This window comes from Arthrobacter sp. zg-Y1219, from assembly GCF_030125545.1.
Taxonomy (GTDB): domain Bacteria; phylum Actinomycetota; class Actinomycetes; order Actinomycetales; family Micrococcaceae; genus Arthrobacter_B.
Map to the genome: position 1 here is coordinate 64109 of NZ_JASKLY010000009.1, position 15325 is coordinate 79433.

Here is a 15325-nt window from a genome sequence, read left to right on the forward strand (position 1 = left end):
GTAATGATTTAGCCCTTGGCGCGTGCGCGGGTGACCTTGGCACGCTCGGAAGCGTTGAGGACCAGCTTGCGGATGCGGATGGACTCCGGGGTAACTTCCACGCACTCGTCTTCGCGGGCGAATTCGAGCGACTCTTCCAGAGTCAGCTTGCGCGGCGGGGTCAGGTTCTCGAAGGTGTCCGAGGAAGCAGCACGCATGTTGGTGAGCTGCTTTTCCTTGGTGATGTTCACGTCCATGTCATCGGCGCGGGAGTTCTCGCCGACGATCATGCCCTCGTAAACCTCGGAGGTGGGCTCCACGAAGAAGGAGCCGCGTTCCTGCAGCTTGATCATCGCGAACGGGGTGACGACGCCGGAGCGGTCAGCGATCAGCGAACCGTTGGTGCGGTACTCGATCGGGCCGACCCAGGGCTCGTAGCCCTCGGCGATGGAGGAGGAGATGCCGGCGCCGTGGGTTTCCGTGAGGAACTTGGTGCGGAAACCGATCAGGCCACGGGCGGGAACGATGAATTCCATGCGGACCCAGCCGGTGCCGTGGTTGGACATGTTGACCATGCGGCCCTTGCGGACAGCCATCAGCTGCGTCACGGCGCCGAGGTATTCCTCGGGTACGTCGATGGTCATGTGCTCCATCGGCTCGCACTTCTTGCCGTCGATCTGCTTGGTAACAACCTGGGGCTTGCCCACGGTCAGTTCGAAGCCTTCGCGGCGCATCTGCTCCACGAGGATGGCCAGCGCGAGCTCGCCGCGGCCCTGGACTTCCCAGGCATCCGGACGCTCGGTCGGAAGAACCTTCAGCGAAACGTTACCGATCAGTTCCTTGTCGAGGCGGTCCTTGACCTGGCGGGCGGTGACCTTCGCGCCCTTGACCCGGCCGGCCAGCGGCGAGGTGTTGATACCGATGGTCATGGAGATCGCCGGATCATCGACAGTGATCAGCGGCAGCGGCATCGGGTTGTCGATGTCGGTGAGGGTTTCACCGATGGTGATGTCCTCGATGCCGGCGACGGCAACGATTTCGCCGGGTCCGGCGGAATCGGTCGGAACACGGTCCAGGGCCTTGGTGGCCAGCAGTTCGGTGATCTTGACGGACTTCAGGGTGCCGTCGGCGCGGGCCCAGGCAACGGTCTGGCCCTTGTGCAGGGTGCCGTTGAAGATGCGCAGCAGGGCCAGGCGGCCCAGGAACGGCGAGGCGTCCAGGTTGGTCACGTGGGCCTGCAGGACGCCGTCCGGGTTGTAGGTCGGGGCCGGGATGTGGTCGACGATCGTCTGGAACAGCGGTTCCAGGTTGTCGTTGTCCGGAGCGGAGCCGTCAGCCGGCTGCTCCAGCGAGGCAGCGCCGACGCGGGCAGCGGCGTAGACAACGGGAACGTTCAGGATCAGGTCCAGGTCCAGGTCCGGAACCTCGTCCGCGAGGTCGGAGGCCAGGCCCAGGAGCAGGTCCATGGATTCGCTGACGACTTCTTCGATGCGGGAGTCGGGGCGGTCAGTCTTGTTGACCAGCAGGATGACAGGCAGCTTGGCGGCCAGCGCCTTGCGCAGCACGAAGCGGGTCTGCGGCAGCGGGCCCTCGGAAGCATCAACGAGGAGAACGACGCCGTCAACCATGGACAGGCCGCGCTCGACCTCGCCGCCGAAGTCGGCGTGGCCCGGGGTGTCGATGACGTTGATGGTGATGGTCTCACCCTTGGCGGCCGGGCCGTCGTAGAACACCGTGGTGTTCTTGGCCAGGATGGTGATGCCCTTTTCGCGCTCCAGGTCACCGGAGTCCATCACACGGTCTTCCACGTTTCCGTGGGCGGCAAACGAGTTCGTCTGCTTCAGCATGGCGTCGACGAGGGTCGTCTTACCGTGGTCAACGTGGGCCACAATCGCAACGTTGCGGAGGTCGCTTCGTACTGCGGTGTTTACAGCCGTGTTGGTTTCTGACATGCGTGAGGACTCAATTCATAGGAGATAAGTTCGAAGGTGGTGCACAGTAGCCCGGTGGTGTTTCCGGGTTGATCCGGCCGTTCTGTACGAATCCCGCTCTACACGTATGCTCCGTAAAGAATGTACCGAAGGCGCCGCCGTCAGCGGGCACGCTACCATTCTAATCCGAAGACCATAAGTTCCCTAATGGACCTCGTGGGGCAAGCCTATCCGCCCGGGCGCGGCACCTTGGCCAACACGAAAGGCGGCAGGCATCCCCGTCGGGGTTGCCTGCCGCCTTTTCCGGCGGGACCGTGACCGCGGCCGCTGTCGCTAGGCGACTTGCGGCGGCAGCATCAGGCCGGCGCCGGGGATGGCCGCCAGCAGGGCCTTGGTGTAGTCCTGCCGGGGGTTGCCGAACACGTCGTCGGTGGTTCCGGTCTCCACGATCCGGCCCTTCTGCATCACGCAGACCCGGTCCGCGATCTGCCGGACGACGGCAAGGTCGTGGGTGATGAACAGGTAGCTCAACCCCAGGTCGGACTGCAGGTCCGCCAGCAGGTTCAGGATCTGCGCCTGGACGAGGACGTCCAGGGCGGAGACGGCTTCGTCGCAGATCACGACCTCCGGGTCAAGCGCCAGTGCGCGCGCGATGGCGACGCGCTGGCGCTGTCCGCCGGAGAGCTCGTTCGGGTACCGCCGCATCATGGACGCCGGCAGGGAGACCTGGTCCAGCAGTGAGCGGACCTTCGCCTCCCGGCTCTTGGCATCGCCGATGTTGTGCACCCGCAGGGGCTCTTCGATGGTCCGGTAAATGTTGTACATCGGATCCAGGGATCCGTAGGGATCCTGGAAGATCGGCTGTACCCGGCGCCGGAAATCGAACATCTTCTTCCGGTTCAGGGTGGTGATGTCCACCCCGTCAAACAGGATGTCCCCCGCCGTCGCCTTTTCCAGTCCCAGGACCATGCGGGCCACCGTCGATTTGCCGGAGCCCGATTCCCCCACCACGGCGGTGGTGGTCCCGCGCGGAATCGAGAAGGACACGTCGTCGACGGCGGTGAAGTCCGTGGACTTCCCCAGCGCGCCGCGCAGGTTGAACACCTTGGTCAGGTGCTTCACCTCGATGACGTTGTCGGCCCGGGCCGCTTCGGTGCCGGCGCCTTCGGGGTTGGCGGCGAGGACCTCGGCGTTGTCAACACCCAGGGACCTGGCCGCCTCAATCCGCCGGGAGGCGAGCGAGGGCGCCGATTCTACGAGCTTGCGCGTATACGGGTGCTGCGGGTTGGTGAGGATTTCCAGGGCGGGCCCGGACTCCACCACCTGTCCCTTGTACATCACCACTACCTTGTGCGCGCGCTCCGCGGCCAGCCCCAGGTCGTGGGTGATAAGCAGGACGGCGGTGCCGAGCTCTTCGGTCATGCGGTCCAGGTGATCCAGGATCTGGCGCTGCACGGTGACGTCCAGGGCCGACGTCGGCTCGTCGGCGATGAGCAGCCGGGGCCGGCAGGACAGCCCAATGGCGATCAGCGCGCGCTGGCGCATGCCGCCGGAGAACTCGTGCGGATACTGGTTGGCCCGCGCCGCGGCGTCCGGCAGCCCGGCCTCCGTGAGGACCTGGGCGACATCCTTCGCGTCGTGCGGCAGGCCGTTGGCCCGCAGCGTCTCCTTGACCTGGAAACCGATCTTCCAGACCGGATTCAGGTTGGACATGGGGTCCTGGGGAACCATGCCGATCGAGGATCCGCGCAGCTCGATGATGCGCTTCTCGCTCGCGTGGGTGATGTCTTCACCGTCGAAGATGATGCTTCCGCCGCTGACTGACCCGTTGGCGGGCAGGAGGCCGATGGCGGCCAGCGCCGTCGTCGATTTGCCGGAGCCGGACTCCCCCACGATCGCCACGGTTTCCCCGGGCATGATCGTCAGGTGCGCGTTGCGCACCGCGGGCACGTCGCCGTTGTTGGTCTTGAACGTGATGGCCAGGTCCCGCAGTTCGAGCAGCGGCTTCGGCTGCCCGTCCCGGGCCGGGTTCGCGGACATGGTGTTCGTGGACATGGTCACATCCTTAGTCATCGCTTGCGCGACTTGGGGTCGAGCGCATCCCGCAGGGCATCGCCGAGCATGATGAAGGACAGCACGGTTAGGGACAGGGCCAGGCCGGGCCAGAACATGGCCATCGGATTGCTGCGCAGGGAGGACTTCGCGGAGAAAATGTCGTTGCCCCAGGACATGACGTCCGGCGGCAGGCCGATGCCCAGGAAGGACAGCGTCGATTCGGCCACGATGAAGGTGCCCAGCGAAATGGTCGCGATGACGATCACCGGTGCCACGGCATTGGGGATGACGTGCTTGACCAGCGCCGACATGCGGGAGACGCCCAGTGACCGGGCGGCCGTGACGAAGTCGGCGTTGCGGACTTCCAGGACGGCGCCGCGGGTAATGCGTGCCACCTGCGGCCAGCCGAAGGCCACGAGGATCGCGACGATGGTCCAGACGTTGCGGTTTTCGCGGAAGAACGGCAGCTGGACGACGACGATTGCGCCAAGGATCATCGGCAGCGCGAAGAAGATGTCGCCCAGACGGGCCAGGATGGCATCCACCCAGCCGCCGAAGAAGCCGGCGAGGGCACCAATGATGCCGCCGATGAGGACGACGCCGAGGGTTGCGAACAGCCCCACCATCAGCGAGGAGCGGGTACCGAACACCACGCGGGCAAGGACATCGCAGCCCTGCTGGGTAAAGCCGAGGGGATGTCCCGGGCTGGAACCGCCGTCGGAGTTGGCGAGCAGGCAGTTGTCGTTGGGCTGTTCGTTGGTGAACAAACCGGGGAACAGCGCCACCACGAGCACCATCAGGAGCAGCAGGGCGCTGAGGATGAACAGCGGCTGCTTGCGCAGGCTGCGCCAGGCTTCACTCCACAGGCTGCGCGGTGCGCCGTCGGCGGTGGAGCTGTCCACGGGCTGTACCGGAGTGTCTTCCAGCTCCGCCACGAAGTGCTCGATGGGGTAGGGGGAAACCTTGCCGCGAACGGCGGGGGTCAGTGCTTGGTCATTCTCAGGCATATCGAATCCTCGGGTCCAGCCACGCGTACAGCAGGTCTACCAACAGGTTGGCGAGGCAAAAAATCAGGATGAGCACGGTGACGATTGAGACGACCACCGGAGCCTCACCATTGAGCACGGCGCGGTACAGGGTGTTGCCGACGCCGTTGACGTTGAAGATTCCTTCGGTCACGATTGCGCCGCCCATCAGGGCGCCCAGGTCGGCGCCCAGGAAGGTGGCGACCGGAATCATCGAGTTGCGAAGGATGTGGACGGTGACCACGCGCGGCCGGCTCAGGCCCTTGGCCGTGGCGGTGCGGACGTAGTCGGCGTTCGCGTTTTCGATGACGCTGGTGCGGGTCAGGCGCAGCACGTAAGCGAAGGACACCAGGCCCAGGACAATGGCCGGCAGCAGCAGTTCACCGAATCCGGCGTCGCCGCTGACCGTTGGCTTGGTCCAGGCGAGGCTGACGCCGAACACGAACTGCATGAGGAAGCCGAGCACGAAGATCGGAACCGAGATGACCACCAGCGACACCACGAGGACGGTGGAGTCGAAGAACTTGCCCTTGCGCAGCCCGGCGAACAGGCCGAAGGCAATGCCGAAGACGGCTTCAAAGGCCAGCGCCATGACGGCGAGCTTTGCGGTGGTGGGGAACACCTCGGCGATGATGGTGGCGATTTCCCGGCCGGCGAAGTTGGTGCCGAGGTCGAAGGACAGGATCCCCTTCAGATACAGGAGGTACTGCATCCAGAACGGCTGGTCCAGGTTGTACTGGGCCCGCAGGGAGGCTTCGACCGCGGGGGTGCAGCCCTTTTCGCCGCAAATGGCGGCGGTCGCATCACCGGGAAGGCTGAACACCAGGAAATACAGAAGCAGTGTGGCACCAAGGAAAACGGGGATTAACTGCAGAAAACGCCTGAGCACATATCCGGCCATCAGATATCTTCCTGTGGCACGGGACGCGCACGCTGAGGGGGGTTGGTGAAACTCATTCTAAGGAGCACCTTTACATTGGAGCGGCCCGGGGCCCGGCTGCGGTGCAGCCGGGCCCCGAGCTGTGAGGAATTACTTGCCGGTGATGGCGTGGTACAGCGGCACGCCGTTCCAGCCGAACTCAACGTTGGTTACGTTGTTGCTCCAGCCGCCCTGGGCAACCTGGTACCAGAGCGGAATGGCGGGGAGATCTTCCAGGAGCATTTCCTGCGCCTGGTTCATGATCTTGTTGCCTTCTTCCACGGAGGTGGCGGCCAGACCCGTGTTCAGCAGAGCTTCAAACTCGGGGTTGTCGTAGCGGGCATCGTTGGAGCCGGCGCCTTCGCGGTAAATCGGGCCGAGGAAGTTGTACAGCGACGGATAGTCGGCCTGCCAGCCGGAGCGGATGGCGCCGGTGAGGACGCCGTCATCGGCTTCGGTGCGGGCTTCCTTGAAGGTGGAGTACGGCTTGCCGGTGACCTCGATGCCGAGGTTGTTCTTGATGCCGTTGACGACAGCCTCAACCCAGGTCTTGTGATCGCCCTTGTCGGCGTTGTACGCAATGGTCAGCGGCTCGGAGGCGTCGTAGGGTGAGAGCTTTTCTGCCTCTTCCCACAGTTCCTTGGCCTTTTCCGGGTTGAACTCCAGGTTTTCGCTGCCGGCCAGGTCGGCGTCGTAGCCGTCGAGCACGGGGGCGGTGAAGTCCTCGGCCGGGGTTCGGCCGTTGCTGAAGATCACCCGGGTGATCTCTTCCCGGTCAATGACCATGGACAGCGCCTGGCGGCGCAGCTTGCCGGCTTCGCCGCTCCAGTTCTCCAGGTAGTACGGGATGGCGATGGTCTGGTTGCCGGCGTACGGCGCTTCGATGGAGCGCTCCTCGCCGAGGTCGCCCTTGAAGTTCTTGACGTCAGACGTCGGGATGGTCTTCAAGACATCCAGGTTGTCCGAGATCAGGTCCTGGTACGCGGTGGTGTCGCTCTGGTAGATCTTGAACGTCACGCCGGCGTTCTGGGCCTTCTGCGGGCCGTCGTAGGACTCGTTGGGGACCAGTTCGATCTGCTGGTTGTGCTCCCAGGCGCCCTCGCCGTTGAACTTGTACGGGCCGTTGCCAACCGGGTTTTCCCCGTAGGCAACCGGATCGGCCAGAGCCGCCGGGATCATCGGGTAGAACGCGCTGTAGCCCAGGCGCAGCGGCCAGTCGGATTCGGGCTGGCTCAGGGCAACGGTGAAGGTGGTGTCGTCAACGACCTTCAGCCCGGTCATGGTTTCCACGGTGGAACCCTCGGCGCTGGCCTCGGCGTAGCCTTCGATGCTCTCGAAGAAGGTGCCCGACTGCTGGGCGTTCTTGGCTGCAGCACCGAAATTCCAAGCGTCGACGAAGGATGCAGCGGTGACGGGGTCGCCGTTGCTGAAGGTCTTGCCGGCCTTCAGCTTGATGGTGTAGTTCTGGGCGTCCTCGGTCTCAATGGACTCGGCCATTTCGTTCACCGGCTTGCCGTCGGCGTCATAGCTGATCAGTCCGGCGAAGAGCAGGTCGAGGACCGATCCGCCACCTACCTCGGTGGTGTTCGTGGGAATCAGGCCCTTGGCGGGCTCTGAGCCGTCGGCAATGATGACACGGCTGGTGTCGCCTTCCGCTGCGGCTTCACTCGAGCTGTCGCCGCTGCCACAGGCGGTGAGTGCCATGAGGGCAACGGCTGCAACGCTGAGTAGTTTGGGAGTGCGTGGGGAGCGCATTCCGCCTCCTTAGTTTCTAACTCCGGACGCATGGCGGCCGGCAGTGCGGCCCTCTAGCAGTGAGCCGACTCACAAGTTCGAAAGCAATTGCTTTCGGCCCATACCGTACTCACTTCGGAAGGCTGCAAATGACCGCCGCATGACCCGTGGGGGTGGTCACGGCGCAAAAAAGGGGCCCGCTGCGCAGGAAATACATAGAAACACATGCGCGTGTAACGATTTGGCATCGGTGCATCATGTTACGACGCAATGGTGTCTTTTAGGGCTGACCCGTGTCATAATCCGGCGTCCGTTGGGCCGAGGGCCAGGAAGGACGCGGTCAGCGGAGGATGTTCCATTCCCAGAAGTTCCACCACAGCCCGGTGGCGTTGGGCATGTATTCCACGTGCTCAATGGTGTCCGCAGAGGCCTGCAGCCCGGGCAGCTGGAAAAGCGGCAGGCCGTAGCGGGCGTCCCAGATGAGCCTGTCGATTTCAATTTGGAGCTCATCCCTGCGCTGAGTGTCGGTCTCCGTTGCCAGCTCGGCCATCAGCCCGTCCGCCTCGGGGCTGGAGAACCCGCTGTAGTTGGAGGCCGCGCCGGTGCGGAAGACCTGGGGCACCCCGGCCACACCCACGCCTGTGGCTGTCCAGCCGAAGATCGCGGCGTCGTAGGTGCCGGAGCCGAGCCTGCCCGCCCACTCACCGGCGGGCAGGCCGCCGTCGACCACTTCGAAGCCCGCCTCCGACGCTGCCTGCCGGATCAGCCGGAAAGCCTCGGCCCGGTAGGCGTTGTCGCGGTCGTACAGGATGCGGACGGCCGGAGTATCGCCGTCGAGCAGCTGCCTGGCCCGCTCGAGGTCCGCCTCCGCGAACTCCCGGGATCCGTTCGCGGCTGCCGCCTGCTCGTACGCGGCCTGGTCGGTGAGGAAGACTTCGGAGTCCAGGGGCCTGGCCCCGGGTTGCAGTTGCTGCACCGTGGCTTCAACGATCTCCTGCCGGGGAACCGTTTTCAGGAAGGCTTCACGGACCGAGCGGTCGGCGAACACGCCGCTGAAGTTCAGGTCCAAGTGGTCGTAGGCGAGCTGGTTGCCCTGGTGGAGGTCGACGTTTCCCAGGGCCTCCAGGTCCGGCAACGTCCTGCTGTCCGGCTGCGGGGCAATGATGTCCACCGAACCGTCCTGCAGGGCAGCCACCTGCTCGGCCGGGTCCGCCAGGAAACGGATGGTGATCTCGTCCAGGCTGGGCGCCGGGCCCCAGCGGTAATCCTCGTTCCGCGCCAGGGTCAGGGACTCCCCCGGATTAATGTCCTCCACGATGAAGGGTCCATTGGAGAGGTACAAAGCCGGATCCTCGGGGAGGGTCCGGGCGCTGAATGCCGTATTCCAGTAGTCGGCGGCGGCGCGGAGCTCCGGGTCCACCGGCGCGGGGTCCAGCGGGTTTCCGGCAGGGGTTTCCCGAATCAGTTCCGTGAGCGCCTTTTCATCGCCCAGCCCTGCCCCCTTGGCCACGATGTGGGCCGGAACTCCGATGCCGCCGCTGTCCGTCAGCGACCCGAAGGCCAGTTCCCAATCCGCATACGGCTGCGAATATGTCAGCGTGATGGATCGGTTGTCGTCTCCAATCTCGGGCACGTCAGTGAGGCTGAGTGCTTCGGTGGAACCGGCGTAGTCGAAATAGCGCGTTCCCGACAGGACGGCGCCGTCGACGGTGGTGAGTTCGTCGTCGAACCGCCCGGAGGCCGCGGCCCAGGCCAGCATCATGTCATCGGCGCCCACCGGTGCGCCGTCGGACCAGGCAACGCCTTCGTTAACCGTGTATTTGACCGTCAGCGGATCCTCGGAGACCCTCTCGTAGCTGCCGAAGTCCTCCAACGGAACAATGTCCAGGTTGTTGTCAATGTAGTTGAAGCCGGAGTGCGTGGCGTACGCCAGCTTGCGGTTGATGTCGGTGTTTCCCGCCGTGGACTGCGGATTGAAGGAATCGACGACGCCGGCCTCCGCCACCGCGATGACACCGCCGGGAGTGGGCGCGGACCCCGGCGTCTCCTCGGCGGTCCGCTGCTCGGCCGTGCAGGCGCCCAGAGCCAGGACGGTTGCGGCGCCGGCGGCGCACAGCTTGGTCAGGCGGTTCAAACGCATTCTGGCTCCCCGGGACTGTAATGGCGTCGATGGCACCTTGAGATAATTGCACACCGCACGGATACCGGGTGCAACGAGTCCCGGAAACGCGGACGGGCCGGCCGGCGGCGATAAAATGCTCGGGTATCGACAGCTTCAGGACCAAGCAGAGGAACCCATGAAAATCACCGTTATCGGCGGGTCCGGCGGCACCGGAGCCGCATTGGCTTCGCTGGCACACGAAGCAGGCCATGACGTCACTGTCATGTCCCGGAGCGGACGCGCGCCGTCCGGTGTCCGGGCCATCCGCGGTAATGCGGCGGAGCCCGCGGCGGTCTCCTCCGCCGTGGCCGGAGCCGACGCCGTCGTTGTTACGGTGGGCGGAGCCAAGGGGGTCCCCGATCAGCGCGCTGCAGTCACCGGAACCGTCATCAGCGCCATGCAGGAAGCAGGCGTCCGCAGGCTGATCGTGCAGTCCTCGCTGGGAGCCGGAGATTCGGGTTCGCAGCTGCCTGGTCCGCTGGGCATGATCACCCGGGTCGTGCTGGCCAAACCGCTGGCCGATCACAACAAGCAGGAGCTGGCTGTTCGAAATTCCGGCCTGGACTGGACGATCGTCCGGCCTACCGGCCTCACGGACAAGCAGCCGTCCGGCACTTGGCGTGCCCTCGAGACGGGCGCCGAGGGGAAACTCAAAGGGTCGATCCCCCGCCGCGATCTCGCGGCCTGTCTGTTCGAGCTTCTCGCTGACCGTTCCACCATCGGCAAAGCCCTCGGGGTGAGCAGCTAGCTGCAGGCGCGGGTGCCGCTATCGTGGGCACATGGCCAACATTGCCGGACTCGACCGCCTTCTGGCGGCACTGAACGCCGGGGAGACGATTCCCGGCGGATCGATCCATCACAAGGCTATGCATGCCGCGAGCCAGGAGTCGCTGCGCATAACCGCCGAACTCAACGGGCGCTACAACTCCCCCGCAGAGGTGCGGGCCCTGATGAGTGAACTGACCGGGCGCAGCATCCCCGATTCCTTCCACCTCTTCCCGCCGTTCAGCGCCGACTTTGGCAAGAACATCAGGTTCGGTGAAAATGTGTTCGTCAACAGCGGCTGCCGGTTCCAGGACCAGGGCGGCATCGACATCGGTGATGGCTCCCTCATCGGCCACAACGCGGTCATCACGACGTTGAACCACGACATGCTGCCCAGCCGCCGGGCCGACATGCACCCGGCACGCGTAGTGATCGGCACCGGCGTGTGGTTCGGAGCCAACGTGACGGTGTTGCCGGGCGTGACGATCGGCGACAACGCCGTCGTCGGCGCGGGCGCGGTCGTCACCAAGGATGTCCCTGCGAGCGCAGTGGTCCTGGGGGTGCCGGCGAAGCAGGTGGGCACGGTGCCCGCCGGATAGCTCCCTGCCGCGCAGCGCGCTACACGGACCGCGGAACGTAGTCGGATCGTCCGTCCCACGAGCCGTGCTCGGACAACGGCCTGAAGCGCAGCGTCGTAAATTCGTGGTGGAAGTCCCGACGGGTACGTTCAGTCATCGCGTCAGCGTGCCGGCGGGCAGCCTCACCGTCATCGCGGCCAAACACCATCCCCGTCATCGCCCGGGTGCTGCTCCAGATCGAGAACGTGGACACCGTCCGCGGCAGCCGGATGGCAGCCATGGCCAGTGTTGCTTCAGGATGGTCCCGGATCTGGCGCTCGACGGGGCGGCCCCAATGGATGAACCTGGGCAGTTCGGGCAGACGCATGCGGGCCAATGTCACGGCAATTACCGGCTCGTCGGGCGCCAGCTGCCCCGCCGCGTCCGGCAATCCGGCCAATTCGTGCAGTTCACCCCAACGGCGCACGAACTCGAGCCTGACATGCCAGCCGTCGTTCAGCTTCCGGCCAAACGGGTGCCCGGCGAGAAAGTCAGTAAGCGCTTCCTCATCCTCCCACTCCGCGAATACCGCTGTTCGCCCCAACTGCATCCGGCGCGGAGACACTACTGGCGCCCCCAGCTGCATCCCGGCGAGCACTTCGATGTGGCGCAGTCCCGGGGCCCTTGGCGGGCTCAGGAGCCCGCCTGCTGCCCCGAGCAACGGCAGGCGTGCGAGGTGGAACGAATACAGGCTCACGCAGCCGCCGCACGTGTCAGGTTCTTCATCCCCTGATCCTAAGGGCCAGAAAGTCGACCATAGACAGCAGCCCGACCAACCTCTTGCCCGCCTGACCCCGACGTGCGGCGGAATTCCGCCGGCACAGGCTCGGGCCGTGCGGAGTGCCGCCGCCTTCCCTGGAGCTGGGTGCGCTGACCGATGGCCTCGCGCTGCAGGCCGGTGCCGCCGGTGAAAACGCAGGCGTACCTGCTGGTGAGTCGCGCTTCTAGGACTGCAACTCAGCGATCCTCGCCAGGCGTTCTGAACCTTCAGGCAAAAGGGCCTTTCAACATTGCCTCTGAGCTCGGGGTTTTCCACAGCCCCGCCGTTACTGTTGCCGGCGGGTGCGGCCGCCTGTTGCATGAGCCGGACCAGCAGCTACTCCGGCGGAGACGGGAAAGCCATGAAGTTCGAGCTCACCGCACAGCAGCCCGTGGCCCCTTCCGGAGGACCGGACGGCAGCTTTGATGTCATGCCCGAGGCAGTGCATGCCATCCTTGTCGACGTGCAGGCCGCGGCGTCGGAGTTTGAGGAACTTCTGGCGGCCGCCGGGGCCGGCATGGCAGGCCTTTCGGACGCCTGCAAGGCTCCTCCGGTCTCCCGGGAGCTGAGCACCTTCTCCACCTTCCTGCTGGCCAACACGATCAGGTCAGCCGAGGGCAGGATCGCGGTGGCCTCGGGTGCCGTCTCCGAGGCCGTGCTGGCCCTCATCCAGGCCGATGAACAGATGAACGAGACCGCCCGCCGCTCCGCTGCCCTGGCGGCGCAGGATGCCGTCGATGACGCGCCCGGGACCGCTGGCCGGGCCCGCCCTGCGGGACACGGTCCGGCGCAGGCCTTCTGATGGATTTCGGGCTCGCCGAGCTTAAGCAGCGCCTTCCCGACGCAGACACGGTCCGGGCTCATGCAGCGGACATCATGGCCATCGGTGCGCGCACCGACGAACTGATGGATTCCATCAGACACACCTGGCTCCTGCTGGCTGCGCCAGGGGTCTACTCGGTGCCGGGCAACGACGTCGTCTTCAGGGCTCTGGAACGCTCCGGAACCGCTGCCGCAGAGCTGGCCAACTACACCATCCAGCTGGACACGCTGATGAACGTGTACGCCGAATCCGTGGAGTGGTTCAAGAGCCGGCACCAGGAGCTGCAGGCCCGTGCGGCAGACTTCGACGCTGAATTCCCGGAGTCCGAGATCGACGAATGGGACAACGACAAGCAAGCCGTGAACGCCCGCAACAGTATTGCCCGCGCTGTTTCCCGGCTTCTCTCGGACTTGGATGAAGCGCAGCGGGACGCGGCAAACCGTATCGCGAACATCACAGGCAGCGGGCGTTCCTACACACAGCACGACAACATCATGCGCGACGGACTCATCCCGTACGGGTTCGACGAGTACGACCACTTCGCGGCCGGCGGCGGGAAGATGCACCGCGACCTGCCCTGGTACCAGGACACTTGGGACACCGTCGCCGGTGTTCCAAAGGCGGCCGGGGAAACCCTTGAGGGCATAGGCACACTGTTTGGCATGCAGGGCTGGTACGAGGCAGGGAATGCTTGGAAAGGCATGTACCGGGTCGGTGAGAACCTTTTCGTCCTTGGCGTGGGACGCACGATCGCCGGCGACGAGCGTACCGCTGCAGCAATGAAAGAGCTGGAGTTGCTGGGAAAGGACCTGATCCGGATGGACCAGTGGGAGGGCGAGCACCCGGGCCACGCGCTCGGCGGGAACCTCTTCGACGTCGGAACCTTATTTGTTGGCGGCGGACTGGTCAAAGCCGGCATCAAGGCAGGCACCAGAGGCTCCCACGGCGCAGAGGGTCGCGCCCCGTCCACTCCGGGGCCAACCGGCCACACCCCAGCCCGTCCAGGGGCGGCTGCGCCGGGAAGCGCACTTTCGCCGGGCACCCGTGCTCCGGCGTGGAAGGACAAAACCAGGACCAGCCTGGAGAATCTGGGCCGCCGGCTGCTGCCGGAGAATCAGGGGCTCGTTCCAGCACTGCCCGGCGGGTCTCTCCCCGGTCATCAGAGGACTCCGGCCGCCCCTGACAACGGCATTTGGTTCAGAGGCGGCAAACCCCGCATTGAATTCGCGCCCGGGTACAGTCCGTCCGCCCGGAACCCCTCGGTGCAGCCGATGCCCGGAGACACCGACGGCGGCAACGGCTTTTTCAGGGACGTGTGGCGCAGCCGGAGCGGAGCACCCGAGCAGCAGTACATCACCGGCATTGACCGTTTGGATAACAGCCACGCCCGCGAATACGCCTTGCAGAAGCCGAACGGCACACTGGTGGACTTCGATGGCCACTCTTGGCGCGACGGCAAAGAGGTTTTCACGGAGGTGAAGGGCCACTACGAGTTTTTCAACAACTTCGGGTCTTCTACCTTGCTGGAAACCAAGCTCAAAGGGCTGATAAATCAGCTCCGCAGTCAGATGGACGCGCTAAATCATTCGGCAAGCGACGGGTACATCCATGAATGGGTCTTCACGGAGAAGGTTGTTGCGGACGCCTTCAAAGATCTTCTGATCGACTTTCCGGAGCTCAGTTCCGGCGTTGAAGTACGGTTCGAACCGATGCCGTAAGGCGCCGCCCACCATCAGATAGGTTGACCACATGAAACAGACAGTTGCGGAGTTGTTCTCCGAAGAGGTCGGGCGTGCCTACGTTCCGCTGATGTGGGGCGGGCGTGAGGAAGATCCGGCAGAGGTGGCATGGCGCATCTGGTGCACAATGGGCCTTATCAAGGAACATGCTCAGGCAGGCGGCGGCTGCCCGGATGCCCTCTGGACGGTCCTTGCCGGGAACGGGCTGGAATTCGTGCCTGCACCGGATACGCTGCCGGCCGTCGAGGAACTGGCGCTCCAGGAAACCGAAGTACGTGACGGCAAGAGATGCGGACGGACACATGTGCATCTTCAGCTCACACCGGAAGGCCCTGAAAGCCTCCCGATAGCGTCGTTGCATGCCATGGCCGGGGAGATCCAAACGACCGTAGCCAACAGCGTGAACTTCTCGTTCCAGCCAAACTTTCCTCTTGGCACCATTGACCAGGCAACCGAGTTGTTCCGGGGCCTCGTACGCATCTGGCAGCCGGACGCCGGAATCCTGAGCACAAAAGAGACTATCCGCGAGGTGACGGATCTGTATGACACCTATGCCGGATACCTGACCTGGATTTCCAGTGCACCCTTCGGCACACCTCCTGATCTGGCGTCAGCCTCTGCCGAGTCCTTCGGCGAGGGGACCCTGCTAACCGCCCGCGATTGGAGCGTGCCCGGTGTTAAGAACATGCACACCGAGCTGCTCGGTGCCGGGGCGCCGGCACTAACAGCTTTCCCCAGGGACAGGCAGATGGTTCCGACGTTCCGGGCGAAACACACTTTCTGAGTCACGAGGCCGGCGAAGCCGCCGTCCCCCGCG

General features: G+C 64.9%; 12 protein-coding genes. 5 read left to right on the forward strand and 7 right to left on the reverse strand.

Annotated features, from left to right (window positions below):
* Nucleotides 1-8: 8 nt before the first annotated feature.
* From typA to QNO00_RS05065, 6 genes are all read right to left on the reverse strand, one after another.
* Nucleotides 9-1931, reverse strand: a complete 1923-nt coding sequence (typA, locus tag QNO00_RS05040) for a translational GTPase TypA (protein WP_229964962.1) — start codon at nt 1929-1931, stop codon at nt 9-11.
* 312 nt (nt 1932-2243) lie between these two features.
* Nucleotides 2244-3965 carry an ABC transporter ATP-binding protein gene (locus tag QNO00_RS05045; RefSeq protein WP_284023826.1) on the reverse strand — a complete coding sequence of 574 codons (1722 nt, stop codon included), beginning with the start codon at nt 3963-3965 and terminating at the stop codon, nt 2244-2246.
* A 14-nt stretch (nt 3966-3979) separates the two neighbouring features.
* Nucleotides 3980-4972, reverse strand: a complete 993-nt coding sequence (locus QNO00_RS05050; protein WP_229964960.1) for an ABC transporter permease — start codon at nt 4970-4972, stop codon at nt 3980-3982.
* On the reverse strand, nt 4965-5891 hold the full coding sequence (locus QNO00_RS05055; RefSeq protein WP_229964959.1) for an ABC transporter permease: 927 nt from the start codon (nt 5889-5891) through the stop codon (nt 4965-4967). Before QNO00_RS05055 ends, QNO00_RS05050 begins: the two co-directional genes overlap by 8 nt.
* A 129-nt stretch (nt 5892-6020) precedes the next feature.
* Entirely contained in the window at nt 6021-7664 is a 1644-nt protein-coding gene (locus tag QNO00_RS05060; protein WP_284023827.1) for a peptide ABC transporter substrate-binding protein, read from the reverse strand.
* A 319-nt stretch (nt 7665-7983) separates the two neighbouring features.
* Nucleotides 7984-9783, reverse strand: a complete 1800-nt coding sequence (locus QNO00_RS05065) for an ABC transporter family substrate-binding protein (RefSeq protein WP_284023828.1) — start codon at nt 9781-9783, stop codon at nt 7984-7986.
* A 157-nt stretch (nt 9784-9940) separates the two neighbouring features.
* Here QNO00_RS05065 and QNO00_RS05070 point away from each other — a divergent pair, with 157 nt between their 5' ends.
* Together QNO00_RS05070 and QNO00_RS05075 are read left to right on the forward strand one after the other, a co-directional pair.
* Complete coding sequence (locus QNO00_RS05070; RefSeq protein ID WP_284023829.1) at nt 9941-10552, forward strand: NAD(P)-dependent oxidoreductase; 612 nt, start codon at nt 9941-9943, stop codon at nt 10550-10552.
* Between the two features lie 31 nt (nt 10553-10583).
* Complete coding sequence (locus QNO00_RS05075; protein WP_284023830.1) at nt 10584-11168, forward strand: DapH/DapD/GlmU-related protein; 585 nt, start codon at nt 10584-10586, stop codon at nt 11166-11168.
* Between the two features lie 19 nt (nt 11169-11187).
* Here the strand turns inward: QNO00_RS05075 and QNO00_RS05080 are convergent, their stop codons facing one another.
* Nucleotides 11188-11883, reverse strand: a complete 696-nt coding sequence (locus QNO00_RS05080; protein WP_284023831.1) for a hypothetical protein — start codon at nt 11881-11883, stop codon at nt 11188-11190.
* A 382-nt stretch (nt 11884-12265) separates the two neighbouring features.
* On the opposite strand from QNO00_RS05080, the gene QNO00_RS05085 reads away from it, so the two are divergent.
* The 3 genes from QNO00_RS05085 to QNO00_RS05095 are packed head-to-tail and all read left to right on the forward strand — an operon-like array spanning nt 12266 to nt 15292.
* Nucleotides 12266-12748, forward strand: a complete 483-nt coding sequence (locus tag QNO00_RS05085; protein ID WP_284023832.1) for a DUF6507 family protein — start codon at nt 12266-12268, stop codon at nt 12746-12748.
* On the forward strand, nt 12748-14487 hold the full coding sequence (locus tag QNO00_RS05090) for a hypothetical protein (RefSeq protein WP_284023833.1): 1740 nt from the start codon (nt 12748-12750) through the stop codon (nt 14485-14487). Before QNO00_RS05085 ends, QNO00_RS05090 begins: the two co-directional genes overlap by 1 nt.
* Before the next feature lie 31 nt (nt 14488-14518).
* Nucleotides 14519-15292 (forward strand): hypothetical protein, encoded by a 774-nt coding sequence (locus tag QNO00_RS05095; protein ID WP_284023834.1) that lies wholly within the window; start codon nt 14519-14521, stop codon nt 15290-15292.
* Nucleotides 15293-15325: the final 33 nt, after the last annotated feature.

What these genes read in the sequence shown, in the direction of transcription:
- QNO00_RS05075 (WP_284023830.1), top strand. Translation starts at nt 10,584, where the DNA reads ATGGCCAACATTGCCGGACTCGACCGCCTTCTGGCGGCACTGAACGCC.
- QNO00_RS05050 (WP_229964960.1), bottom strand. Translation starts at nt 4,972, where the DNA reads ATGCCTGAGAATGACCAAGCACTGACCCCCGCCGTTCGCGGCAAGGTT.
- QNO00_RS05045 (WP_284023826.1), bottom strand. Translation starts at nt 3,965, where the DNA reads ATGTCCACGAACACCATGTCCGCGAACCCGGCCCGGGACGGGCAGCCG.
- QNO00_RS05090 (WP_284023833.1), top strand. Translation starts at nt 12,748, where the DNA reads ATGGATTTCGGGCTCGCCGAGCTTAAGCAGCGCCTTCCCGACGCAGAC.
- QNO00_RS05065 (WP_284023828.1), bottom strand. Translation starts at nt 9,783, where the DNA reads ATGCGTTTGAACCGCCTGACCAAGCTGTGCGCCGCCGGCGCCGCAACC.
- typA (WP_229964962.1), bottom strand. Translation starts at nt 1,931, where the DNA reads ATGTCAGAAACCAACACGGCTGTAAACACCGCAGTACGAAGCGACCTC.
- QNO00_RS05085 (WP_284023832.1), top strand. Translation starts at nt 12,266, where the DNA reads ATGAGCCGGACCAGCAGCTACTCCGGCGGAGACGGGAAAGCCATGAAG.
- QNO00_RS05055 (WP_229964959.1), bottom strand. Translation starts at nt 5,891, where the DNA reads ATGGCCGGATATGTGCTCAGGCGTTTTCTGCAGTTAATCCCCGTTTTC.
- QNO00_RS05095 (WP_284023834.1), top strand. Translation starts at nt 14,519, where the DNA reads ATGAAACAGACAGTTGCGGAGTTGTTCTCCGAAGAGGTCGGGCGTGCC.
- QNO00_RS05060 (WP_284023827.1), bottom strand. Translation starts at nt 7,664, where the DNA reads ATGCGCTCCCCACGCACTCCCAAACTACTCAGCGTTGCAGCCGTTGCC.
- QNO00_RS05070 (WP_284023829.1), top strand. Translation starts at nt 9,941, where the DNA reads ATGAAAATCACCGTTATCGGCGGGTCCGGCGGCACCGGAGCCGCATTG.